The sequence below is a fragment of the Kitasatospora sp. NPDC088779 genome, from assembly GCF_040685395.1.
Lineage (GTDB): Bacteria > Actinomycetota > Actinomycetes > Streptomycetales > Streptomycetaceae > Kitasatospora.
Genome location: NZ_JBFBHW010000002.1, coordinates 146837 through 168264, shown reverse-complemented (window position 1 = coordinate 168264; position 21428 = coordinate 146837). Strand labels below are relative to the sequence as shown.

The 21428-nt window shown below is 73.2% G+C and carries 20 protein-coding genes; 9 read left to right on the top strand and 11 right to left on the bottom strand.

The window, feature by feature from the left end:
- Nucleotides 1–100: 100 nt before the first annotated feature.
- From fahA to AB0P03_RS02315, 7 genes are all read right to left on the bottom strand, one after another.
- Complete coding sequence (gene fahA / locus AB0P03_RS02345) at nt 101–1324, bottom strand: fumarylacetoacetase (protein WP_363579508.1); 1224 nt, start codon at nt 1322–1324, stop codon at nt 101–103.
- Nucleotides 1321–2199 carry a hypothetical protein gene (locus tag AB0P03_RS02340; protein WP_363579506.1) on the bottom strand — a complete coding sequence of 293 codons (879 nt, stop codon included), beginning with the start codon at nt 2197–2199 and terminating at the stop codon, nt 1321–1323. The genes fahA and AB0P03_RS02340 overlap by 4 nt, the downstream gene beginning before the upstream one ends.
- Nucleotides 2196–3410 (bottom strand): cupin domain-containing protein, encoded by a 1215-nt coding sequence (locus AB0P03_RS02335; RefSeq protein WP_363579504.1) that lies wholly within the window; start codon nt 3408–3410, stop codon nt 2196–2198. Before AB0P03_RS02335 ends, AB0P03_RS02340 begins: the two co-directional genes overlap by 4 nt.
- Before the next feature lie 76 nt (nt 3411–3486).
- The gene (gene hppD / locus AB0P03_RS02330; protein WP_363579502.1) at nt 3487–4701 is read right to left on the bottom strand and encodes a 4-hydroxyphenylpyruvate dioxygenase; all 1215 of its coding nucleotides are present in this window, start codon (nt 4699–4701) and stop codon (nt 3487–3489) included.
- 206 nt (nt 4702–4907) lie between these two features.
- Nucleotides 4908–6254 (bottom strand): phosphoribosyltransferase family protein, encoded by a 1347-nt coding sequence (locus AB0P03_RS02325; RefSeq protein WP_363627595.1) that lies wholly within the window; start codon nt 6252–6254, stop codon nt 4908–4910.
- Between the two features lie 156 nt (nt 6255–6410).
- Nucleotides 6411–8111, bottom strand: coding sequence for an acyl-CoA dehydrogenase family protein (locus AB0P03_RS02320; RefSeq protein WP_363579498.1), 1701 nt, complete (start codon nt 8109–8111; stop codon nt 6411–6413).
- Nucleotides 8112–8252: 141 nt separating this feature from the next.
- A complete protein-coding gene (locus AB0P03_RS02315) occupies nt 8253–8825 on the bottom strand; it encodes a PadR family transcriptional regulator (RefSeq protein WP_363579496.1) in 573 nt (190 codons plus the stop codon).
- Nucleotides 8826–9011: 186 nt separating this feature from the next.
- On the opposite strand from AB0P03_RS02315, the gene AB0P03_RS02310 reads away from it, so the two are divergent.
- The gene (locus AB0P03_RS02310; protein ID WP_063349890.1) at nt 9012–9482 is read left to right on the top strand and encodes an SPW repeat protein; all 471 of its coding nucleotides are present in this window, start codon (nt 9012–9014) and stop codon (nt 9480–9482) included.
- 104 nt (nt 9483–9586) lie between these two features.
- On the opposite strand, the gene AB0P03_RS02305 is transcribed toward AB0P03_RS02310, so the two are convergent.
- Nucleotides 9587–10993, bottom strand: coding sequence for a class II fumarate hydratase (locus tag AB0P03_RS02305; RefSeq protein WP_363579494.1), 1407 nt, complete (start codon nt 10991–10993; stop codon nt 9587–9589).
- Between the two features lie 189 nt (nt 10994–11182).
- Nucleotides 11183–11926: a carbon-nitrogen hydrolase family protein gene (locus AB0P03_RS02300; protein ID WP_363579492.1), complete on the bottom strand. Its 744-nt coding sequence runs from the start codon at nt 11924–11926 to the stop codon at nt 11183–11185.
- 487 nt (nt 11927–12413) lie between these two features.
- On the opposite strand from AB0P03_RS02300, the gene AB0P03_RS02295 reads away from it, so the two are divergent.
- Nucleotides 12414–14225 carry a cholesterol oxidase substrate-binding domain-containing protein gene (locus AB0P03_RS02295; RefSeq protein WP_363579490.1) on the top strand — a complete coding sequence of 604 codons (1812 nt, stop codon included), beginning with the start codon at nt 12414–12416 and terminating at the stop codon, nt 14223–14225.
- Between the two features lie 21 nt (nt 14226–14246).
- Here AB0P03_RS02295 and AB0P03_RS02290 read toward each other — a convergent pair whose 3' ends face one another.
- Nucleotides 14247–14828, bottom strand: coding sequence for a helix-turn-helix domain-containing protein (locus tag AB0P03_RS02290; protein ID WP_363579666.1), 582 nt, complete (start codon nt 14826–14828; stop codon nt 14247–14249).
- 164 nt (nt 14829–14992) lie between these two features.
- Here AB0P03_RS02290 and AB0P03_RS02285 point away from each other — a divergent pair, with 164 nt between their 5' ends.
- Both AB0P03_RS02285 and AB0P03_RS02280 read left to right on the top strand, forming a co-directional pair.
- Nucleotides 14993–15859 carry an AzlC family ABC transporter permease gene (locus tag AB0P03_RS02285; protein ID WP_363579488.1) on the top strand — a complete coding sequence of 289 codons (867 nt, stop codon included), beginning with the start codon at nt 14993–14995 and terminating at the stop codon, nt 15857–15859.
- Complete coding sequence (locus AB0P03_RS02280) at nt 15856–16167, top strand: AzlD domain-containing protein (RefSeq protein ID WP_363579486.1); 312 nt, start codon at nt 15856–15858, stop codon at nt 16165–16167. The genes AB0P03_RS02285 and AB0P03_RS02280 overlap by 4 nt, the downstream gene beginning before the upstream one ends.
- 11 nt (nt 16168–16178) lie before the next feature.
- Here the strand turns inward: AB0P03_RS02280 and AB0P03_RS02275 are convergent, their stop codons facing one another.
- Nucleotides 16179–16718, bottom strand: a complete 540-nt coding sequence (locus AB0P03_RS02275; protein ID WP_363579484.1) for a GNAT family N-acetyltransferase — start codon at nt 16716–16718, stop codon at nt 16179–16181.
- A gap of 117 nt (nt 16719–16835) precedes the next feature.
- On the opposite strand from AB0P03_RS02275, the gene AB0P03_RS02270 reads away from it, so the two are divergent.
- The 5 genes from AB0P03_RS02270 (at nt 16836) to AB0P03_RS02250 (ending at nt 21271) form a co-directional block, all read left to right on the top strand.
- Complete coding sequence (locus tag AB0P03_RS02270; protein ID WP_363579482.1) at nt 16836–18014, top strand: acyl-CoA dehydrogenase family protein; 1179 nt, start codon at nt 16836–16838, stop codon at nt 18012–18014.
- Between the two features lie 63 nt (nt 18015–18077).
- Nucleotides 18078–18458: an ADP-ribosylation/crystallin J1 gene (locus AB0P03_RS02265; protein ID WP_363579480.1), complete on the top strand. Its 381-nt coding sequence runs from the start codon at nt 18078–18080 to the stop codon at nt 18456–18458.
- Between the two features lie 86 nt (nt 18459–18544).
- The gene (locus AB0P03_RS02260) at nt 18545–19363 is read left to right on the top strand and encodes an ATP-grasp domain-containing protein (protein ID WP_363579478.1); all 819 of its coding nucleotides are present in this window, start codon (nt 18545–18547) and stop codon (nt 19361–19363) included.
- A 127-nt stretch (nt 19364–19490) separates the two neighbouring features.
- On the top strand, nt 19491–20381 hold the full coding sequence (locus tag AB0P03_RS02255; protein WP_363579476.1) for an alkaline phosphatase family protein: 891 nt from the start codon (nt 19491–19493) through the stop codon (nt 20379–20381).
- A 407-nt stretch (nt 20382–20788) separates the two neighbouring features.
- A complete protein-coding gene (locus AB0P03_RS02250; protein ID WP_363579474.1) occupies nt 20789–21271 on the top strand; it encodes a hypothetical protein in 483 nt (160 codons plus the stop codon).
- The last annotated feature ends 157 nt before the right edge of the window (nt 21272–21428 follow it).

Here is a 21428-nt window from a genome sequence, read left to right as displayed (position 1 = left end):
GGGGCGGGGGTAACAGATAACAGCTGACAGATGATGAAATCTGTCAGCTGTTATCTGTCATCTGTTCGCCGTCAATTGTGGGCCAGCGGCTGTGGACCGGCTACGGCTGGACCCGCCCCGTCACCTCGCCGAACCCGATGACGGCGCCGTCCGCCCCCGGCGCGGTGGCCGTGATGGTGACCTCGTCGCCGTCCTCCAGGAACGTCCGGGTGGTGCCGTCCGGGAGCTTCAGCGGCTCCTCGCCGTTCCACGTCAGCTCGATCAGCGCGCCGCGGGTCTCCGGCTCCGGCCCGCTGACGGTGCCCGAGGCGAACAGGTCGCCGGTGCGCAGCGAGGCGCCGTTGACCGTCATGTGGGTGAGCTGCTGCTGTGCCGTCCAGTACATCGAGGCGAACGGCGGCCGGGACACCAGGTGCCCGTTCAGCCGGACTTCCAGCGCCAGGTCCAGTCCCCACGGTTCGCCGCCGCGGTCGTCCAGGTACGCCAGCGGCTCGACGTCGCGCTCGGGCGGCGCGACCCGGGCGTGCTGCAGGGCGTCCAGCGGGACGATCCACGGGGAGACGGAGGTGGTGAAGGACTTGCCGAGGAACGGGCCGAGCGGCACGTACTCCCAGGCCTGGATGTCGCGCGCGGACCAGTCGTTGACCAGGCAGACGCCGAACACGTGCTCGCGGAAGTCGTCCAGGACGACCGGTCGGCCCAGCTCGGACGGGGTGCCGACGACGAAGCCGACCTCCGCCTCGATGTCCAGCCGCCGGGTCGGCCCGAACGACGGCGCCGGGTCGGCGGGCGCCTTGCGCTGCCCGTGGGGCCGCACCACCGGGGTGCCGGAGACGACCACCGTGCCGGCCCGCCCGTGGTAACCGATGGGCAGGTGCTTCCAGTTGGGGGTGAGCGGCTCCGAGCCCGGGCGGAAGATCCGGCCCAGGTTGGTGGCGTGGTGCTCGGAGGCGTAGAAGTCGACGTAGTCGGCGACCTCGAACGGCAGGTGCAGCTGGACCTCGCCCGCCGGCAGCAGCGCAGGCGACAGCGCCTCGCGGTAGGACTCGTCCGTCAGCCACCGCGTGAGGTCGGCCCGGACCTGCGTCCAGGTCGAACGCCCCGCCGCCAGAAGCGGGTTGAGCGAGTCCGCGGCCAGCAGCACGGACGGCGCCCCGGCCGCCCGGGCGGCCGCCGCGGCGTCCAGCACGAAGTCCCCGACGCGCACGCCGATCCGGCGCCGGCCGGGCTGGTCGGCGGCGGTGAACACGCCGTACGGCAGGTTGTGCACGCCGAACGGCGAGTCCTGGGCGCTGGCGAGCCAGCTGCGGGGGGTGGTGCTCAACGGTCCTCCTGGGGCTGTGACGTGGACGACAGCAGGCCGAGCGCGGCCAGGTCGTCCAGGGGCTCGGCGATGCTGCACGTGCCGAACGCGGTGAACGAGTTCCGGATCACCGTGACCTGACGATCGGTCAGCGCTTGGGCGGCCTTGGCCAGCACCGCGCCGTCGCGTTCCGCCAGCACCGCCGCTGCTGCGGCCCGGTCGGTCTCCTGCGCGGCCAGCAGCACGTTGAGGAAGCCGTGGTGCTCGAAGCCGGTGGTCGGGTCGGTGTGCCGGACGGCGTTGTGCAGTCCGGCGGTGCACTTGTACGGCAGTCCGCGCAGCGCGCAGCCGGTGAGGAAGGCGGCCAGCTCCTCCTCGTCCGGGAACGCCTCGGCCACCACCCCGCCGGTGCGGAACTTCGCCCGGTAGGGGCTGTCGACGAGCACGTCCAGCACTTCGCCCAGGCCGTCGCCGCGCAGGAGTTCGCGCGGCAGCTCGATGGCGGCCGGGACGTCCGGCGGCAGCAGCCGGTCCAGGGCGGCGACCGCCTCGGCGGCGTCCCGGACGGCGAGTTCGACGCCGGCCACCTCGAAGGGCGCGGCGGCGAGCGCCGGGCCGAGTTCGGCACTGCCCCCCGGCAGTACGAGCCCGACCCCGAGCGGCGCACCGCCCGCCACCGCCGCGGCCAACTCGCCCAGCCGGCCGGCCCCGCACAGGAGCGGGCCGACCGCCTCGGCGTACCAGGCCGCGCGGTGCCCGCGGTGCGCGGGCACCGCCTCGGCGACCGGCAGGTTCCCCGGGGGGAACACCGCGGCGTCGTCGAAGAGCCCGTGGAACAGCTCGGGGATCGCCCCGGTGGCCGGTGAGTCGGGCGCGGCGGACGAGGCGGCGCTCATCGCCCGGGCCCCCGCCCGGCCCAGGTCCAGGCGTAGTTGCCGTCCTCGCCGGCCCGGCCGCCCTCGCCGAGCTCCAGCGGGCGGAACGTGTCCACCATGACGGCGAGTTCGTCGAAGAACTCCACGCCGATGCTGCGCTCGTACGCGCCGGGCTGCGGCCCGTGGGTGTGCCCGCCGGGGTGCAGCGAGATCGAGCCCTGGCCGATGCCCGAGCCCTTGCGGGCCGCGTAGTCGCCGCCGCAGTAGAACATGACCTCGTCGCTGTCCACGTTGGCGTGGTAGTACGGCACCGGGATCGACAGTGGGTGGTAATCCACCTTGCGGGGAACGAAGTTGCAGATCACGAAGCCGTTGCCCTCGAACACCTGGTGGGCCGGCGGCGGCTGGTGGACCCGGCCGGTGATCGGTTCGAAGTCCCGGATGTTGAAGGCGTACGGGTACAGGCAGCCGTCCCAGCCGACCACGTCGAAGGGGTGGTGCGGCACGGTGTAGCGGGTGCCCGAGACGCCGTTCGGGCCGCGGTGCTTGACCAGCACGTCGACGTCTCCGGCGGCGTCCCCGGTGGCGTCGACGACCAGCGGGCCGACCGGGCCGCGGAAGTCCCGCTCGCAGTACGGCGCGTGCTCCAGCAGCTGCCCGTACTTGGAGAGGTAGCGCTTGACCGGGGTGATGTGGCTGTTCGCCTCGATGCAGTACGCGCGCAGCGGTTCGTCCCCGGTCGGCACCCAGCGGTGGGTGGTGGCGCGCGGGATGATCACGTAGTCGCCCTGGCCGACCTCGATCGAGCCGAAGACCGTCTCGACCGTGCCGGAGCCGGACTCCACGTACACGCACTCGTCACCGAGTCCGTTGCGGTACAGCTCGCTCGGGGCCCCGGCGGCGACGTACGAGATCCGCACGTCGCCGTTGCCGAGGACCAGTCGGCGGCTGCCGACGACGTCCGCGGACTTCCACTCCTGGTCCGCGAACAGCTCGTGCAGCTTGAGGTGGCGGGGGAGCAGGGGGTGGTTGGGCACCGTGGACTGGTCCGGCAGCTCCCACGGCACCGCGTTCACCACGGCCGAGGGGATGCCCCGGTGGTAGAGCAGCGAGGAGTCCGACGAGAACCCCTCCTCGCCCATCAACTCCTCGTAGTACAGCCCGCCTTCGGGTGTGCGGTGCTGGGTGTGCCGCTTGGGCGGGATGCTGCCCAGCTGCCGGTAGTACGCCATCTCCCTGCTCCTCCTCGACCGTGCTCAGCCGACCGTCCTCACGGTACGCCCGACCGTGCTCAGAGTTCCCCAGCACTCACAGGTTGCCGCGGGCGTCCTGCTCGCGCTCGATCGCCTCGAACAGCGCCTTGAAGTTGCCCTTGCCGAAGCCCAGCGAACCGTGCCGCTCGATGAACTCGTAGAAGACGGTGGGGCGGTCGCCGATCGGCTTGGTGAAGATCTGCAGCAGGTAGCCGTCCTCGTCGCGGTCGACCAGGATGCCGCGCGACTTCAGCTCGTTGATGTCCACCCGCACCTTGCCGATCCGGGCGCGCAGCTCCGGGTCGTCGTAGTACGAGTCGGGGGTGTCGAGGAACTCCACGCCGCGCGAGCGCAGCACGTCGACGGTGGTGAGGATGTCGTTGGTGGCGAGCGCCATGTGCTGGCAGCCGGGGCCGGTGTAGAACTCCAGGTACTCGTCGATCTGCGACCGCTTCTTGGCGATGGCCGGCTCGTTGAGCGGGAACTTCACCCGGTGGTTGCCGCTGGCGACGACCTTGGACATCAGGGCGGAGTAGTCGGTGGCGATGTCGTCGCCGACGAACTCGGCCATGTTCACGAAGCCCATGACCCGGTTGTAGAACGACACCCACTCGTCCATCCGGCCCAGCTCGACGTTGCCGACGGCGTGGTCGAGGGCCTGGAACAGGCGCTTGGGCGAGCCCTCCGGGTGCTGGACCTTGCTCTGCGCGGTGATGTACCCCGGCAGGTAGGGGCCGTGGTAGCGGGAGCGGTCGATCAGGGTGTGGCGGGTCTCGCCGTAGGTGGCGATGGCCGCGCGGCGCACGGTGCCGTTCTCGTCGGAGACGTCGTTCGGCTCCTCCAGGACGGTGGCGCCGGTCGCGCGGGCGTGCGCGATGCACTTGTCGACGTCCGGGACCTCCAGGGCCAGGTCGACGACGCCGTCGCCGTGGCGGCGGTGGTGGTCCAGCAGCGGGCTGTCCGGCAGCACCCCGCCCTTGATCACGAAGCGGCAGGAGCCGGAGCGGAGCACGAAGGCCTTGCGGTCACGACGGCCGGTCTCCGGGCCGGAGTAGGCGACCAGCTCCATGCCGAACACGGCCTGGTAGAACTGGGCCGTCTGGGTGGCGTTGCCGACCACGAAGACGACCGCGTCCTGCGCGGTGACGGGGAACGGGTCGGTGGCCGGGTCGTGCTCGACGAGGCCGACGAGGCGGCGCAGCTGGTCGGCGTCGAGGCCGGCCTCGCGCTCCTCGGGGGTCAGCTCAAGGGCGTGGGACTGCGGGGTCATCGGTCGTTCCTCCACTTTTGGCCTCGGCTCTGAGGCGTCCGCTTGAGGCGGCCGCGCCGCGAACGGGTGGGCGGTGCGGCTGGCGGAGAGCTTGCTCCTGTCCGGGTGGCTGGGCAACAGGTCGGGATTTCACTGTTCAATGTGTACAAGCTGATCAGGAAATCCCGCATTCGGCTGCGCAAAATGTGCTGCCGATCGGGACCGGTTCACGGGGCCCGCGACACCGGGTCCTGGGCGGTCCCGAGCGGGGGGAGGTGGCGCAGGAACCAGGCCCCGGCGAGCTCGGCGACCTGGTCCAACGTGCCCGGCTCCTCGAACAGATGGCCCGCACCCGGCACCACCGCCAGTTCGCTCACGCAGTGCAGCCGGGCCCGGGCCCGCCGGTTCAGGTCGATCACGGTGGTGTCCAGGCCGCCGACCACGAGCAGCGTCGGGGCGCTCACCCGGCCCAGGACGTCGGGACCGGCGAGGTCGGGGCGCCCGCCGCGGGAGACCACCGCGCCGACGGCGGGCCCGAGCGCGGCGGCGGTGTGCAGGGCGGCCGCGGCGCCGGTGCTGGCGCCGAACAGGCCGAGCGGCAGGCCGCGGGTCTCCTCCAGCCGGCTCAGCTCCTCGGCGACGGCGGTCAGCCGGTCACCGAGCAGAGCGACGTCGAACACCTTGCGGCGGTCCGGCTCCTCGGCCTCGGTGAGCAGGTCGAACAGCAGCGTGGCCAGCCCGGAGCGGTTCAGGTACCGGGCGACGTGACGGTTGCGCGGGCTGCGCCGGCCGCTGCCGTTGCCGTGCGCGAAGAGCACGATGCCGCTCGGTGCGGCGGGGACGGTCAACCGGCCGGCGAGGCGCACACCGGCGGCGCGCAGGACCAGCTCGCGGTCCACGTCCACCGGCCCCGGCGCGCGCCGCCCGCCCGCGGCCTCGGCGAGCAGCCGCAGGACCTCCTCGTCGCCGGTCTGCGCGAAGTCCCCGTAGAACTCGCCGATCGCGAAGAACGGCGACGGTGTGCCGACGCAGACCAGCTCGTCGGCGACCTCGGACAGGCGCTCCGTCCAGTCCGCCGGGGCCACCGGGACGGCGAGCACCACCCGGGCCGCGCCCCGGGCCCGGACGATCCGGCAGGCGGCCCGGGCGGTGGAGCCGGTGGCGACGCCGTCGTCCACCACGATCACCGTGCGGCCGCGCAGGTCGGTGGGCGGGCGGCCGCCCCGGTAGCGGCGGGCCCGGCGCTCCAACTCGGTGCGCTCGCGCCGCTCCACGGCGGCCAGCTGGTCGTCGCCGACCCCGGCCAGCCGGATGACCTGCTCGTTCAGCACCCGGACGCCGTCCTCGCCGATCGCCCCCATGCCCAGCTCGGGCTGGTAGGGCACGCCGAGCTTGCGGATCACGCAGATGTCCAGCGGCGCGCCGAGCGCGGCCGCCACCTCGGCGGCCACCGGAACCCCGCCCCTGGGCAGCGCCACCACCACGGTGTCGGCGCCGCCCAAGTGGCCCACGCGGGCGGCCAGCCGCCGGCCCGCGTCGGTCCGGTCGGTGAAGTGGGTCCCGGTGCCGTGCATGACGCGCCCTCCGTGTTCCACGGTACGTCCGGGCGGCGTCGGGCGGGGCACCGAGGGGGCGGGGCCCCGGGGGCGTGGGCCGGAGGTGCGGACCGGGGGTTCAGGCCCGTGCCCCCGGTCCGCGCCCCCGGGGTCGTTCCACGTTCCGCGCGGCGGCTACGGCCGCATCTCGTACGCGCCCGACAGCTCCTCGACCCGGGCCCACACGGCGGCGGCCCGCTCCGCGTTGGCGACCGGCCGGCGCACGTTCGCCAGCGCCCAGGCGGCCTGCTCCGGGGTCGTCGAGGCCTTGCCGTGCAGCTCGGTCGCGTGCGCGGAGAAGTCGCGGACCAGCGCGTCGAAGATCTGGTCCAGGACGTCCTCGTCCAGGCCGGTCAGCTCCGCCTGCTCCAGCACCAGCTGGCCGTAGACGATCAGTGCGAACAGCTGGCCGATCTCCAGCAGGAAGTCCAGGTCCGCCTGCTGCTCCTTGCTCGGCGCGTGGCTGAGCAGCAGCTCGCAGAAGCCGTCGGCCTGTTCGCGGAAGCGGGCGACGTTCGGCAGCTGCGTGTGGCGGTCGTACGCGGTGCGCCAGTCGTGGAAACGGATCGCGCCGAGGCCGCGGGCCGCGCCCTGGCGGAACAGGAAGGCGTCATCGGCGGCGTCCAGCCGGGTCGGCACCGGAGCGTAGTCGCTCGGGGCGAACAGGTAGTTGCCCATGAACTTGAGGATCAGCGCCAGGTTGACGTGGACGGTGCCCTCCAGCTTCGGCAGGCCGCGGATGTCCTTCGCCGCCTTGTCGAAGTAGGTGTCCGCCTCGAAGCCCTTGGCGGCGATGACGTCCCACATCAGGTCGATGACCTTCTCGCCCTCGGTGGTGACCTTCATCTTGGTCATCGGGTTGAACAGCAGGTAGCGGCGGTCCTCGGGGGAGGCGGTGCGGAAGTAGTCCACGGCCCGCGCGCTGAACATCTTCATCGCCACCAGACGGGCGTACGCGTCGGTCAACTCCCGTCGCACGTGAGGGAAGTCGGTGACCTTCCGGCCGTACAGCACCCGGTTGTGGGCATGCGTGACGGCCTCGTACATCGCGTGCTCGCAGATGCCGACCGAGGCCGTGCAGAGGTTGAACTTGCCGACGTTGACGGTGTTCAGCGCGGCGTCGAAGGCGGCCTGCCCGGTGTGCAGCACGTCCTCGGCGCGCACCGGGTAGCCCTCCAGCCGGAACTCGCTGACGTACATCTGGGCGTTCACCACGTTCTTGACCAGGTGGTACGCGTCGTGGCGGCTGTCGGCGGCGAAGAAGACGTAGCCCTCGGGGCCCTCGACGTCGGAGCGGCGGCCGAACACCGAAACCAGGCCGGCCACGTTGCCGTTGCCGATGTAGTACTTGGAGCCGGTCGCGGTGAAACCGCCCTCGCCGTCCGGGGTGAGGATCATGTCGGTGGAGTAGATGTCGGCGCCGTGGGTGCGCTCGGAGAGGCCGAACGCCATGACGTGACCCTCCGTCAGGAGCTTTGCGGCGCGGGCCCGGACGGCCTCGTTCTTGCTCTGCCAGACCGGCCCGAGGCCGAGGATGGTGACCTGCCAGGTGTACCAGTAGCCGAGGCCGTAGAAGCCGAGGATCTCGTTCAGCTCGGCGATCCGGGAGGTGTCCCAGCGCTTGCCCGGGTCGGCCGCGGACGGGGTCAGGAACTCCGCGAACAGGCCCTCCTTGGCGGCGAATTCGAGGAAGTCGGCGTACCAGGTGCGGTCGACGTAGGTGTCGATCAGTGCCTTCTTGCCGCGGGACTCGAACCAGTCCACGGTCGCGCGCAGCAGCCGGCGGGCCGGCTCGTCGAACTGCGCGGGGTCGTACGTACGCGGGTTGAAGAGCATCACGGGCTCCCGGGGGTCGAGGGTGAGGGGTCGAGGGTGAGGGGTGGCGGGTGAGGAGGCGGCGGGTGGTGGCCGGCGGGTGACGGCGAACAGTGAACAGATGACAACTGACAGATTTCAGATTTCAGCGTTCAGATTCTGTTATCTGTCACCCGTCATCTGTGACCTGTCATCCACGGCGAGGCGGTGCAGGGTGGCGAGCACGTCGTCGAGCCAGGCGAGGGTCATCCGCTCGTACTCGATGCCGCCGCGCAGCACCACGTGCTGGAGCTCCTGCTGGGTGTCGAGCGCGGTGAGGTCGGGGAAGTCGCGCTGCTCGCCGTGCAGGTAGCGGGCGAGCAGGGCGGCGTGGCTCTCGCGGTGCCGTTCGACCTCGGAGATCAGCGCGGCCGGGTCGTCGAAGGCGGCGGCGCGGATCTTGACCGCGAGCTCGTGTCGGACGGACTCCGGCTCGACCGGTTCGCGCAGCCAGCCGGCGAGCACGGCCCGTCCGGCGTCGGCCGCCGAGTAGACCTTCTTGTCCGGTCGGCCGTCCTGGGCGACCTCTTCGGCGGCGACCCAGCCGTCGGCCTCCATCCGCCGCAGCACCTTGTAGATCTGCTGGTGGGTGGCGGTCCAGAAGCGCCCGATGGAGCGGTCGAAGCGCCGGGCCAGTTCGTAGCCCGAGCCCGGCTGCTCCAGCAGTGAGACGAGGATCGCGTGCTCCAGTGCCATGTCCGGCATCCTGCTATGCAACGAATTGCATAGGCAATGGGGGGCCGGAGTGGTGAGACGCAGGTCACCGCCGTGATCGGATGGTTGTCGAGCATTTACGGCCAAAAGGCGCAAATCATCGGAGAAGCGCCAGAATGGGTACGGGGCAAGAGCCCTCCATGTTCCGAACCATAGGAGGTGGTATCGGTGTCTACCCAGATTCCGATGGGCATGGAGCATCACCCGGACATCGTCGAACTACGGGAGCACTACGAGCGGATCACCTCGACCCCGCGCGCCCAGGCCACGGAGGCCCTGGCCGTGCTGGCGGGCCTCTTCCTGGCGGCATCGCCATGGATCGTCGGCTTCACCGCCTTCAACACGCTGACCGTGACCTGCCTGATCGTCGGCCTGGCCTACTGCGTGCTGATGGCGGGATACGGGTCGGCCTACGAGCGCACCCACGCGAGGGCCTGGGCGGCCACCGTGCTCGGCGCGTGGACGATCGTCTCTCCCTGGCTCGTCTCCGGATCGGCCGCGCAGGGCAGGAACATCGTCACCTGCGTCATCGTCGGTGCCGTGATGTTCCTGCTCGGTCTCGCGGCGATCTCGATGGCCACGATCACGGCGAACGGAGCAGCGATGCGGCTCGGCCGCGCCGGCCGCGCCAAGGGCTGACGTCACTGACAGCCCGCGTCCGGGGCGTGGAGGGCCGAACCGTCCTCCGCGCCCCGGCGCACGTCGTCAGGGAGCCGCGGCCGTCACGGGCGGGTCGGTGGCCGTCACGGGCGGGTCATCCGCAGGACGTCGAGGGCTTCGTCGAGCTGCTCACGGGTGAGCTTGCCCTGTTCCACGTAGCCGTGCTCCAGCACGACCTGTCGGATCGTCTTCCGCTCGGCCAGCGCCCGCTTGGCGACCTTCGCCGCCTCCTCGTACCCGAGGTAGCGGTTCAGCGGGGTGACCACCGAGGGGGAGGACTCCGCGTACTCCCGGGCCCGTTCGACGTTGGCGGTGATGCCGTCCACCGTCCGGTCCGCCAGCAGGCGGGCGCTGTTGGCGAGCAGCCGCACCGACTCCAGCACGTTGCGGGCGAGTACCGGGAGCATCACGTTCAGCTCGAAGTTGCCGCTCGCGCCGGCCAGGGTGACCGTCGCGTCGTTGCCGACCACCTGGGCGGCGACCATCAGCACCACCTCGGGGAGCACCGGGTTCACCTTGCCCGGCATGATCGACGAACCGGGTTGCAGGTCCGGCAGGTTGATCTCGCCGAGGCCGGTGCGCGGGCCCGAGCCCATCCACCGCAGGTCATTCGCGATCTTCGTGAATCCGACGGCCACCGTGCGCAGTTGCCCGCTCAGCTCGACCAGGGAGTCGCGGGCGCCCTGCGCCTCGAAGTGGTCCCGCGCCTCGGTGAGCGGCAGGCCGGTGGTGCGGGCGACCTCCTCGATCACCGCCGCCGGGAAGCCCGGCGGGGTGTTGATCCCGGTGCCCACCGCCGTGCCGCCGAGGGGCAGTTCGGCGACCCTGGGGAGCGTCGCCAGCAGCCGCTCCCGCCCGTGCCGGACCTGGGCGGCGTAGCCGCCGAACTCCTGGCCGAGGGTGACCGGCGTGGCGTCCATCAGGTGCGTCCGGCCCGACTTGACCACCTGCGCGAACTCGGCGGCCTTGCGCTCCAGCGCCTCCGCCAGGTGCTCCAGCGCCGGGATCAGGTCGTGCGTGACGGCGGCGGTGGCGGCGATGTGGATCGAGGACGGGAAGACGTCGTTGGACGACTGGCTGGCGTTCACGTGGTCGTTCGGGTGGACCGGGCGGCCCAGCCGCTCGGCGGCCAGGGTGGCGATCACCTCGTTGGCGTTCATGTTGGACGAGGTGCCCGAACCGGTCTGGAACACGTCCACCGGGAACTCGTCGTCCCACCGCCCTTCGGCGACCTCCTCGGCCGCCGCCGCGATCGCCGCCGCCGTGTCCTCGTCCAGGACGCCGAGGCGGGCGTTCACCCGGGCCGCTGCGGCCTTGATCCCGGCCAGCGCGGCGATGTGCGCGCGCTCCAGCCGCTGGCCGGACACCGGGAAGTTCTCCACCGCCCGCTGCGTCTGCGCCTGCCACTTCGCGGCGGCCGGCACCCGGACCTCGCCCATCGAGTCGTGCTCGACGCGGTACTCCCGCTGGTTCTCCTGCTCGTCACCCATCACGCGCTGCACCTCCTGAACGGGCCGGTGGTCCGGCCCCGAGCGGTCTCCGATCACCACAGCCGCGCGTGGGCCCCGGGTATTTCCGCCCGGCCGCATCCGGTTGTCGCAGCCCGGCCACGCTCGCCGTTCCGGCCCGGTCGCGTCCACGGTGACGGTCGGGCCGCGTCCGCCGGGCCGCCTCCGTCGTTACCGCCGGGGCAGCTCGGCGCGGACGAGTTCGCCCGGCGCGGTGCCGGCCTGGGCGATCAGGGCGCCGCCCGGCGCCCAGAAGCCGGAGCCGCCCGAGGTCTGCGGCTGCTCGCCGCTCGCCCCGGCGGAAGTGGCCAGCACGGTCCACACCCCGTGGGCGGCGGCGCGGTCGCGGAGGTGCCCGTCGCGGCGGGCGGCCTGCGCGGGCCCCGCGCCGTACAGGGTGGAGGCGACATAGGCGTCGATGCCGAGCGCGGCGGTCTCCTCGGCGTGCGTGGGATCGGCGGCGTCGGCGCAGATCGCGAGGCCGAACCGCAGGCCGTCCAGCTCCAGGGCGGCGGGCCCGTCGCCGGGGGTGAACCGGTCGTTCTCGGCGCCGTGCAGCCGCGTCTTCCGGCACACGACGACGGCGCCTTCGCCGGTGACGGCCAGGGTGGCGATGGACTCGCCCCCGTCGGGCTCGGTGACCGGCGCGCCGACCAGGGCGGTCGTGCCGGTCGCGGCGCAGGCGGCGACCAGCGGGGCGAGGCGCGGATCGGCCGGGCCGAGCGCGGGCGCGGCCAGGTCGTACCCGGTCAGGGACAGCTCGGGGAACACCACCAGGCGCGCGGCGGCCTCCCGTACCGCCTGCGCGTGCCGTTCGACGTTCACGGCCACGGTGTCCGGGCGGCCGGCGTCGGCGCAGGCGGGCTGGGCGACGGCCACGGTGACGGTGGCGGCGGCGATCAGGGGTGCGGGCATGGCGGTGCCTCCGGGCGCGAGGTGGAAAAGATCAACGTATGCGCAGGTCCGGGCGGTGGACAAGGGTTTCGCGTGGCAGCCGGGAGGGAGGCGGCCGGGGCGGACGCACGTACCGCTCCGCGTTGTGCCGGGAGCGGGCGCCGGCCCGGGGCATGATCACCCGAATGGATGAATAGCTGCGTGGAGTGCTTCAAACTGCCGTACGCCACTTCGTACGCTCCTGCCTGGGCCGGATTCACACCGGCCCCACCCTGATCGCCGCTGCTCGGCATCATCGCCGTGCGGCATCACCGCCGCTCGGCGCGGGTGACCGGCTAGTGGGGGCGGACTCATGACGACGACAGGGCGGGGCATGGCCGGGGGCACGGAAGACCGCAGGGGGACCGACCCGGGGGTGGAGTCGAGGGCGGCCCCGGGCGCGGCTCCGCAGACGGGCCACGGGAAGCGCCGTGGAAACGCCAGGGGCGGCGGGCTCACCAGGCGGCAGATGCTCGGCGCCTCGGCCGCCCTGGGCGGCGCGGCCTGGCTGCTGCGCGGCACCATCGGCCCGGACAGCGCCGAGGCGGCCACCCCGGTGCCGCCCGGCCTGCCCGCCGGCACCGAGCTGTACCAGCGGGTCTTCCAGAACTGGTCCGGCGAGATCCGCACCGACCAGCTGTGGACCTGCGCGCCCCGCACACCGGAGGAGGTACCGGCGCTCGCCGACTGGGCGCACGCCAACGGCTGGCGCCTGCGCGCCACCGGCTACCGGCACACCTGGGCGCCGCTCACCGTCGCCAACGGGACCCCGGACAGCGCCCGCGTCCTGCTCGTGGACACCAGCCGCCACCTCACCGCGATGACCGCCGACTCGCCGACCACCGTCCGGGTCCAGACCGGCGCCACCATGGAGGACCTGCTCGCCCACCTGGCCGACCGGGGCCTCGGCCTGACCGCGTGCCCGGCACCCGGCGAACTGACCGTCGGCGGGGTGCTCGCCATCGGTGGCCACGGCACCGCCGTACCCGCCGCCCACGAACTCCGGCCGGAGGGGCACGGCTACGGCTCGGTCAGCAACCAGGTCGTCCGGCTCACCGCCGTCGTCCTCGACCCGGCCACCGGCCGCTACACGCTGCGCACCTTCGAGCGCGCCGAGGCCGACAGCGCCGCCTTCCTCGTGCACCTGGGCCGCGCCTTCCTCACCGAAGTCGTGCTGCGGGCCGGCGCGGACCGGCCGCTGCGCTGCGTCAGCCGTCTCGACATCCCGGCCGCCGAACTGTTCGCCCGCCCCGGCACCGGAGGCGGCGGCGGTGGGCTCCTGGGTGGCCTGCTCGGCGGTGGCGGCCCGCGCACCCTCGCCGACTTCGTCGAGCGCGACGGCCGGGTCGAGGCGATCTGGTTCGCCTACACCGAGTACCCCTGGCTGAAGACCTGGAGCGTCGCCCCGGCCAAACCGCTGGGCTCCCTGCCCGTCGACCAGCCCTACAACTACCCCTTCTCGGACAGCATTCCGGAACCGGTCGCCCGGCTCGCCGGCCAGATCGTCGCCGGCGCCTGGGGATCGGCCCCGCTGTTCGGCCAACTCCAGTACCTGATCGCCAAGGTGGCGCTCACCGGCGACCTCACGGACGTCCTCCTCTCCGGCGGGCTGCTCCGCGACCTGCTCAGCGGCGACCTGATCACCCACCTGCTCGCCGGCGGCCTGCGCTCCGACCTCTGGGGCCCGTCGCGCAGCCTGCTGCAGTACGTCCGGCCCACCACCCTGCGGGTCACCGCCAACGGCTACGCGGTCCTCGCCAAGCGTGCCGACCTCCAGTGGGTGGTCAGCGAATTCGCCGCCTACTACCGGAAGTTGCTCGCCGACTACCAGGCCCGAGGGGAGTTCCCGGTGAACGGCGCGGTGGAGATCCGGGTCACCGGCGTGGACGACCCGACCTCCTCCGGCGTCCCCGGCGCGCGGCCGCCGCTGCTGTCCGCGCTGCGTCCTCGGGCGGACCGTCCGGAGTGGGACACCGCGGTCTGGCTCGACGTCCTGGCCTTCCCCGGTACCCCGGGGCTGGAACGCTTCGCCCGCGACCTGGAGCAGTGGCTGCTGCGCACCTTCGACGGCACCCGGGCGGGCCTGCGGGTCGAGTGGTCCAAGGGTTGGGCGTACACCGCCGACGCGGCCTGGTCCGACCCGGACCTGATCGGTCGGGTCATCCCCGCGAGCCTGCGCGACGGCGGCGGGCCGGGCTGGGATGAGGCGGTCGCCGTCCTGGACCGGCACGACCCGCACCGGGTGTTCGGGAACCCCTTCCTGGACAGGTTGTTGAAGTAGCGGAGCGCATTCGACGGATCGTCAGATGTGCTCCATGACGATCACCGCGAGGGTGTCCGGCGCCAGCGCGCGGAAGACGTGCGGGGCGTCGCCCGGGTAGCTCACGTAGTCGCCCGGGCCCAGCTCGACCGGGGCCTCCGCCGGCCCGGCCAGCGCCCGGCCCGAGCCGACCAGCACGTGCTCGACGGTGCCGGGCATGTGCGGGTCGGAGGCCCGGGTCTCGCCCGGCTGCGCCTCGATCCGGTAGATGTCGCGCCGGGCGTTCGGCGGGCAGGAGGACAACACGGTCGCCGCGTAGTCGGCGCGCTCGGAGTGGGTCACCGGGCCCTCGCCGGCCCGGATCACCTTGACCGCCGGGCGCGGGGGGTCGACCAGGCGGCTGAACGGCACGTTCAGTGCGACGGCGAGGGCCCAGAGCGTCTCCACGCTCGGGTTGCCCGCGCCCGACTCCAGCTGGGAGAGCGTCGACTTGGCGATGCCCGCGCGCCGGGCCAGCTCCGCCATCGACAGCCCGCCGCGTTCGCGCTCGCGCCGGATGGAGACGGAGATCAGGCCGATCAGGTCCGCGCCGGAACCCGCGCTCGGGGTGGTCCGGTCACTCATGCTTGCCACTCACGCTCTCCTGGCTCCTTCTCCGGCTCCCGTGCGGCTGGTGCCGTTCATGCTGCCACTCGTGAGGGCGGCTGTCCGCATCCGCCCGCCGTTCGCCCTGCCGGTCCAATCGTTCGCCTTGACGAACGGCGGGCGATGGGTTCAGGCTGGTGGACATGCGTTCGATACTCCGAACACTGGAGCGTGCCACCCTTCGGGACATCGCTCTCGTCTGCCTCGCCGACGCGCTCGTCGGCGCCTCCTTCGGCGCGATCAGCGCCTCCGGCGGCCTGCCCCTGTGGGTGCCGGTCGCGCTCTCCGTCCTCGTCTTCGCGGGCGGCTCCCAGTTCGCGGCGGTCGGCGTGGTGCTGTCCGGCGGCGGTGCGCTCGCCGCCGTCGCCACCGGACTGGTGCTCAACGCCCGGCTGCTGCCCTTCGGCTTCGCCGTGGCCGACGTGCTCGACGGCCCGTGGTGGCGGCGGGTGTTCGGCGCGCAGCTGATCACCGACGAGACCGCCGCGTTCGTCCTGCGGCAGGACGACGGGCGACGGCGACGGGCCGCTTTCTGGCTCTGCGGACTGGCGTTGTTCGTGGTGTGGAACGTCTCGGTGGTCCTCGGGGCCCTGGCCGGCGGGCTGATCGGGGACACGGACGCGCTGGGCCTCGACGCGGCCTTCCCCGCCGTGCTGCTCGCGCTCGTGCTGCCCTCGCTCGCGGACCGCCGCGTCCGTACCGCCGCCGTGGCAGGCGCCGTCGTCGCGGTCGCGGCCACGCCGTTCGTCCCGGCGGGGCTGCCCGTCCTGCTCGCCCTCGTCGGGCTGTTGTTCGCCGGGCGGCCCGGAACGCGCGAGGGTCGCGAGGGCCGTGACGGTCGCGAGGGCCGTGACGGTCGTGAGGTGCGGGAGGGTCGTGAGGTGCGGGAGCCGCAGAACTCGCAGAACTCGCAGAACTCGCGGAACTCGCGGGAGTCGCGGGAGTCGCGGAAGGGGGCGTCGGTCGAGGAGCCGGGCGTCCCGGTGATCGAGCGGGAGGAAGCCCGATGATGCCGTTGTACGCCGTGCTGCTGCTGGCCGTCGGGACGTACGCCTTCCGCCTCGCCGGGCCGCTCCTCGGCCACCGGCTCGCCCTCTCGGAGCGCGTGCGGCACCTGCTCGCCGTCGCCGCGGCCGTCCTGCTGGTCGCCCTGGTCGCCACCGGCGCCCTCACTCAGGGCCAGGGCTTCGCCGGTTGGGCCCGCCCGGCGGGCGTCCTGGTCGCCGGTGTGCTCGCGCTGCGGCGGGCGCCGTTTCCGGCGGTGGTGGTCGCGGGCGCGGCGGCGACGGCGCTGCTGCGGCTGTGCGGGGTGGGGTGAAGGGCGGTCCGTCAGCCGCCCAGCGCCTTGAAGAAGATCGTCGTCGGGTGCGCGCGCCCCGAGGGGTCGGTCGCGTAGTCCGGCACCGAACCGACCCGCGTCCACCCGGCCGCCTCGTACAGCCGCTCGGCCGGGCTGTCCGTCTCGGTGTCCAGCACCAGCAGCCGAAGCCCCAGCTCGGCCGCCCGCTCCTCCAGCACCGCCAGCAGCCGCCCGGCCAGCCGCTGCCCCCGGTCCGCCGGGTGCACCATCAGCTTGGCGACCTCGCCCCGGTGCCGCCCGTTCGCGGGCACCGCCGGGCGCAGCTGGATCGTCCCGGCGAGCCGCCCGTCGGCCTCCGCCCGGACCGTCCACAGCAGCAGCCGCTCCGCCGCGACCTCCGGGGCGAGCGCCCGCCACCACGCGACGGCCTCGGCCCGCCCCAGCGGTGCGAGGAAGCCGAGCGACCCGCCACCGTGGACGGTGTCGACCAGCAGCCCGGCCAGTTCCTCCGCCGCGCCGTCCAACTCCTCCGCCGTCACCTGACCGACCGCGTACGCCTCGCCCGCCATGTCGTCTTCCTCACTCGCTCGCGCCCGCCCACCGTCCGGGCGGTTGCGCCATACTCGCCGGTACCGCGCCGAGACCGGGATCCCGTCGATATCCCGCCGACACTACAAGGAGCTTCGATGACGAAGCCGACCCGGATCGACCCGTCCGACCTGCTCGCCGTCGGCGACCTGCTCTCCGACGAGGAGCGGCTGATCCGTGACACCGTCCGGAGGTTCACCGAGGAGCGGATCCGCCCGCACATCGGCGACTGGTTCGAGCGCGGCGTCTTCCCGGCCCGCGAACTCGCCCCCGAACTCGGCGCCCTCGGCGTGCTCGGCATGCACCTCGACGGCTACGGCTGCGCGGGCGCCGGCGCGGTGGCGTACGGGGTCGCCTGCATGGAGCTGGAGGCGGCCGACTCCGGGCTGCGCAGCTTCGTCTCGGTGCAGGGCTCGCTCGCGATGCGCTCGATCCACGCCTTCGGTTCCGAGGAGCAGAAGCAGCGTTGGCTGCCCGGCATGGCCGCGGGTGAGCTGATCGGCTGCTTCGCCCTCACCGAGCCGGACTTCGGCTCCGACCCGGCGAACATGCGGACCCGCGCGGTGCGCAAGGGCGGCGACTGGGTGCTCTCCGGCAGCAAGATGTGGATCACCAACGGCAGCATCGCCGACGTCGCCGTCGTCTGGGCGCAGACCGAGGAGGGCGTGCGTGGCTTCCTGGTCGAGCGCGGAGCGCGCGGCCTGACCGCCACCGACGTGCACGGCAAGCTCTCCCTGCGCGCCTCCGTCACGAGCGAACTCGCCTTCGACGAGGTGGTCCTGCCCGCCGACGCCGTCCTGCCGGGCGTCACAGGCCTGCGCGGACCGCTCTCCTCCCTCAACGAGGCCCGCTACGGCATCCTCTGGGGCACCGTCGGCGCCGCCCGCGACTGTTACACCGCCGCCCTCGACTACGCGAAGAGCCGGATCCAGTTCGGCCGCCCGATCGCCGGATTCCAGCTCACCCAGCACAAGCTCGTCGAGATGATGCTGGAGGTGGAGAAGGCCTACCTGGTCGCCCTGCGGATCGGCCGGCTCAAGGAGGAGGGCGCGGCCCGCCCGCCGCACGTCAGCTTCGGCAAGCTCAACAACGTCCGCACGGCGCTGGAGATCGCCCGCAGCGCCCGGACCGTCCTCGGGGCCAACGGCATCACCACCGAGTACCCGGTGCTGCGGCACGCCAACAACCTGGAGTCGGTGCTCACCTACGAGGGCACCAGCGAGATCCACACCCTGATCCTGGGCGAGGCCATCACCGGCGAGTCCGCCTACCACTGACGGGCCGTCCACCTCGGGAATTCCGGTGGCCGGGGCCGTCGCGGCCCGGCTACCGTGCCCACCGTGAACAGCAAGCCCACCACGCCCGGCACCGCCCCGACCACCACCCTCTGGCGCCCCACCGGCCCCGAGGAACTGGCCCTGGTCGAGGCGTCCGGCCGGCGCGCCTGGCCGCCCCGGCTGCCCGAGCAGCCGATCTTCTACCCCGTCCTCAACGAGGACTACGCGATCCGCATCGCCCGCGACTGGAACGTCCCCGCCTCCGGCGTCGGCTACGTCACCCGCTTCGAGGTCGACACCGCCTTCCTCGCCCGCTATCCGGTGCAGCGGGCGGGCGGCCGTACGATCCTCGAACTCTGGGTCCCGGCCGAGGAGTTGCCGGAGTTCAACCGGAACATCGTCGGCCGCATCGAGGTCGTCCACGAGTTCCGCCCCCAGCCGTGACGCGCCCCGCCGCGCCGCGCCCGGGTGAGGTGCGCCCCGCCGCGCCGCGCCCGGCTGAGGCGTGCCAGGGCGGGGCGCCCGCAAGCGTGCCCCACTCGGCAGCGACGGCGCGCGAGGTGCGCTCGGACCACGTGCTGCTCAGCTCCGCCCAGCGGACCAGCACCACCGCGCTGCTCACCCAGGCCGCCGCCCGGCGCGGCCTCGACACCGCCGTCCTGGACGGCCCGGCCACGGTCGAGCGCCTCGCGGGGCGGCCCGTCCACTGGTACGGCGGCCCGCTCTCCGCGGCCCGGATCGCCGGACCGCTCGGCCTCGCCCTGCTCGAACCCGACGACGACTGGCTCACCCGCCTGCCCGAGGAGTTCACCCGGCGCCGGATCGAGCTCACCACCCTCGCCGAGGCGTGGACGCTGCGCCGCCCGGCGTTCGTCAAGCCACCCGCCGACAAGTCGCTCCCGCCCGCGGTCTACCCGGACGGCACCCGCCTGCCGCGCACCGGCGACCGGATCGGCCCCGACATGCCCGTCCTGGTCAGCGAGCCGGTGACCTTCGCCGCCGAGTACCGGCTGTTCGTCCGCGACGGCGAGGTGCTCACCGGTAGCCGCTACGCCCGCTTCGGCCGGCTCGACCCGGCGCCGCTGACCGCCGAGGCCGGCGCCTTCGCCCGGCGCCTGCTCGCGGCAGTCGGCGACACCCTGCCCAGCGCCGTCGCCCTGGACGTCGGCCCGATCGCGGACCCCTACGACCCGGTCGAGCACTGGGCCGTCGTCGAGGCGAACCTGCCGTGGTTCGCGCACTGCTACGCCGCCGACCCGGACCGCGTCCTGGACGTCGTGCTGCGCGCCGCCGGACCGGTCTCCCAACTCGCCCGGGCCGACCGCCGATTCGTCCGTACGGCCGCCTGACACCCGGCGGACACCCCGCGTTCGGCGGGCGGATGCCGGACGGTACGGCGGGCGGTGGAGCATGGCGCGGTCGGCGGCGCCCTCGGCGGGCGCGGCCGGGTGTGCACGACCGAAAGGAACCCCCGCCATGTCCGCTGCCCAGTGGCCCCGCCCCCGGGTGCTCGTCGTCGGGATCGACGGCGTCCGCCACGACTACCTGGAGCACGTGCCGATGCCGCGCCTCCAGGAGCTCGCCGAGGCCGGGTTCCTGGTGCCGGTGACCGTGGCGGACACCACGCCCACCATGTCCGGGCCGTGCTGGGCCACCATCGTCACCGGCGTCGAGCCCGCCAAGCACGGTGTCTGGGGCAACCACCTCGGCGGCAACCGGCTCGACGTGTTCCCCGACTTCGCCACCCGGCTCGCCCGCGGCGACCGCCGCCGCACCTTCGTCGCGGCCGGCTGGGACCCGCTGATGATCAACGAGTCCGGCGGCCCGCTGTTCCGCGCCCCCGGCCGGCTCTCGTACATCGCCCCGGCCGAGGACACCCCCGAAGCCTGGGAGGCCGTCGACGAGGAGGTCACCCGCGAGGCCGTCCACGTCCTGGGCACCGCCGACCCGGAGGCCTCCTTCGTCTACCTCGGCGCCGTCGACGAGACCGCCCACTTCCTCGGCTGCGGCGACGAGTACCGGGCGGCCATGCGCACCGCCGACGAACGGCTCGGCCGACTGCTCGACGCCGTCCGCGGCCGCGCCGACCGCGCCGACGAGCAGTGGACCGTCATCGTCGTCACCGACCACGGCCACGTCGACGCCGGCGGCCACGGCGGCCGCACCGTCGAGGAGCGCACGGCCTGGGTCGCCTGCGCCGGGCACGGCATCCCGGCCGGTCCGCCCACCGGGGAGATCCGCCACCCGGACGTCGCCGCCCAGGTGTACGCCTCGCTGCTGCGCCCCATCGACCCGCACTGGACCCTCGACGGCCGGCCCTTCCCGGTCGCCCGGCCGGTGCCGGAGACGGTGTCGGCGCCGATCTGACCGGTGCTCTGATCGGCGGTCCGGTCGGTGCTCTGACCAGCGATCCGACCAGCTATCCGACCGGGGCCGGCACCGTCGCCGACCCCGGGACCGACGACGCCTCAGGGGCGCGCTGATGCATCCGGGTGCAGCAGGCCGGGCTGCGCCGGAGGCCGGCTTGAGTGACGCTCGATCGAGGCCCGGGCGGCACTCGAAGACGGTGTGCCAGCCTGGGCGCCCCACCGTGTAACCCCGAGACCGGGTCGCTGGACATACCTCTGAAGGTGGAGACGGTACCCCGTGGGATGGAGACAAGATCGCGACCTCGTGGTGACGCTCCGGAGGGACGGCAAGGGCCACGATGGATACACCCGGACGGCAGACCTCGCCGACCGGACCGGAACCGGAGACGGAGAGGACAGGCGGGCATGAAGGGCATCGTGAGCAAGGTCGCACTGGGAGTCGCGGGCACCGGCATGGCCGTCGCCGTGGCGGCCGTGGCAATCGGCCCGAGGGTGTCCGAGTGGTACGACGGACGCCACCAGGAGCAGGCCACCTACGACACCGGCAGCCAGGCCAAGGCCGAGCGCCGTTCGATGCCGACCTGGCTGCCCGACAACGCCTCTTCGGTGAAGTACCTGATGTCCACCACCGGCGACGACCGCCTGCTGCGCGCCACCCTCCCGGAAGGCCGGCTGCCCGTCGGCTGCAGCACCGGCCTGCCCGGCAAGTCCGCGCACTCGGTGCCGCTGTCGCTCAAGGCCGGCTGGTTCCCCGAGGGCGTCGCGGCCAAGGCCAGTGGCACCTGCGGGCACTACAACGTGACGCTCACCGGCAACCAGCTCTACGCGTGGCAGGACGGCGCGGCGGTGCAGGCGGCCCTGCGCGCGGAGCGGCCCACCAAGCACTGAGCCGGGTTCCGTGCGCTGAGCCGGGCACCCTGCACTGAGCCGGGCACCAAGCGCTGCGCCGGGTTCCGTGTACCGCGCCGGGTGCCCGCACCGAGCAAGCCGTGAGGCTCCGAGAACGCCGTCGGGCTCCGACCGGCCCGCCGGGCACCGACAGGTG

Bases quoted from the DNA above. Each gene is read 5' to 3' on its own strand.
- AB0P03_RS02285 (WP_363579488.1), top strand. From the start codon at position 14,993: ATGCGTTCGATACTCCGAACACTGGAGCGTGCCACCCTTCGGGACATC.
- AB0P03_RS02290 (WP_363579666.1), bottom strand. From the start codon at position 14,828: ATGAGTGACCGGACCACCCCGAGCGCGGGTTCCGGCGCGGACCTGATC.
- AB0P03_RS02320 (WP_363579498.1), bottom strand. From the start codon at position 8,111: ATGCTCTTCAACCCGCGTACGTACGACCCCGCGCAGTTCGACGAGCCG.
- AB0P03_RS02250 (WP_363579474.1), top strand. From the start codon at position 20,789: ATGAAGGGCATCGTGAGCAAGGTCGCACTGGGAGTCGCGGGCACCGGC.
- AB0P03_RS02255 (WP_363579476.1), top strand. From the start codon at position 19,491: ATGTCCGCTGCCCAGTGGCCCCGCCCCCGGGTGCTCGTCGTCGGGATC.
- AB0P03_RS02300 (WP_363579492.1), bottom strand. From the start codon at position 11,926: ATGCCCGCACCCCTGATCGCCGCCGCCACCGTCACCGTGGCCGTCGCC.
- AB0P03_RS02315 (WP_363579496.1), bottom strand. From the start codon at position 8,825: ATGGCACTGGAGCACGCGATCCTCGTCTCACTGCTGGAGCAGCCGGGC.
- AB0P03_RS02335 (WP_363579504.1), bottom strand. From the start codon at position 3,410: ATGGCGTACTACCGGCAGCTGGGCAGCATCCCGCCCAAGCGGCACACC.
- AB0P03_RS02280 (WP_363579486.1), top strand. From the start codon at position 15,856: ATGATGCCGTTGTACGCCGTGCTGCTGCTGGCCGTCGGGACGTACGCC.
- AB0P03_RS02275 (WP_363579484.1), bottom strand. From the start codon at position 16,718: ATGGCGGGCGAGGCGTACGCGGTCGGTCAGGTGACGGCGGAGGAGTTG.
- AB0P03_RS02305 (WP_363579494.1), bottom strand. From the start codon at position 10,993: ATGGGTGACGAGCAGGAGAACCAGCGGGAGTACCGCGTCGAGCACGAC.
- AB0P03_RS02325 (WP_363627595.1), bottom strand. From the start codon at position 6,254: ATGCACGGCACCGGGACCCACTTCACCGACCGGACCGACGCGGGCCGG.
- hppD (WP_363579502.1), bottom strand. From the start codon at position 4,701: ATGACCCCGCAGTCCCACGCCCTTGAGCTGACCCCCGAGGAGCGCGAG.
- AB0P03_RS02270 (WP_363579482.1), top strand. From the start codon at position 16,836: ATGACGAAGCCGACCCGGATCGACCCGTCCGACCTGCTCGCCGTCGGC.
- AB0P03_RS02295 (WP_363579490.1), top strand. From the start codon at position 12,414: ATGCTCGGCGCCTCGGCCGCCCTGGGCGGCGCGGCCTGGCTGCTGCGC.
- AB0P03_RS02340 (WP_363579506.1), bottom strand. From the start codon at position 2,199: ATGAGCGCCGCCTCGTCCGCCGCGCCCGACTCACCGGCCACCGGGGCG.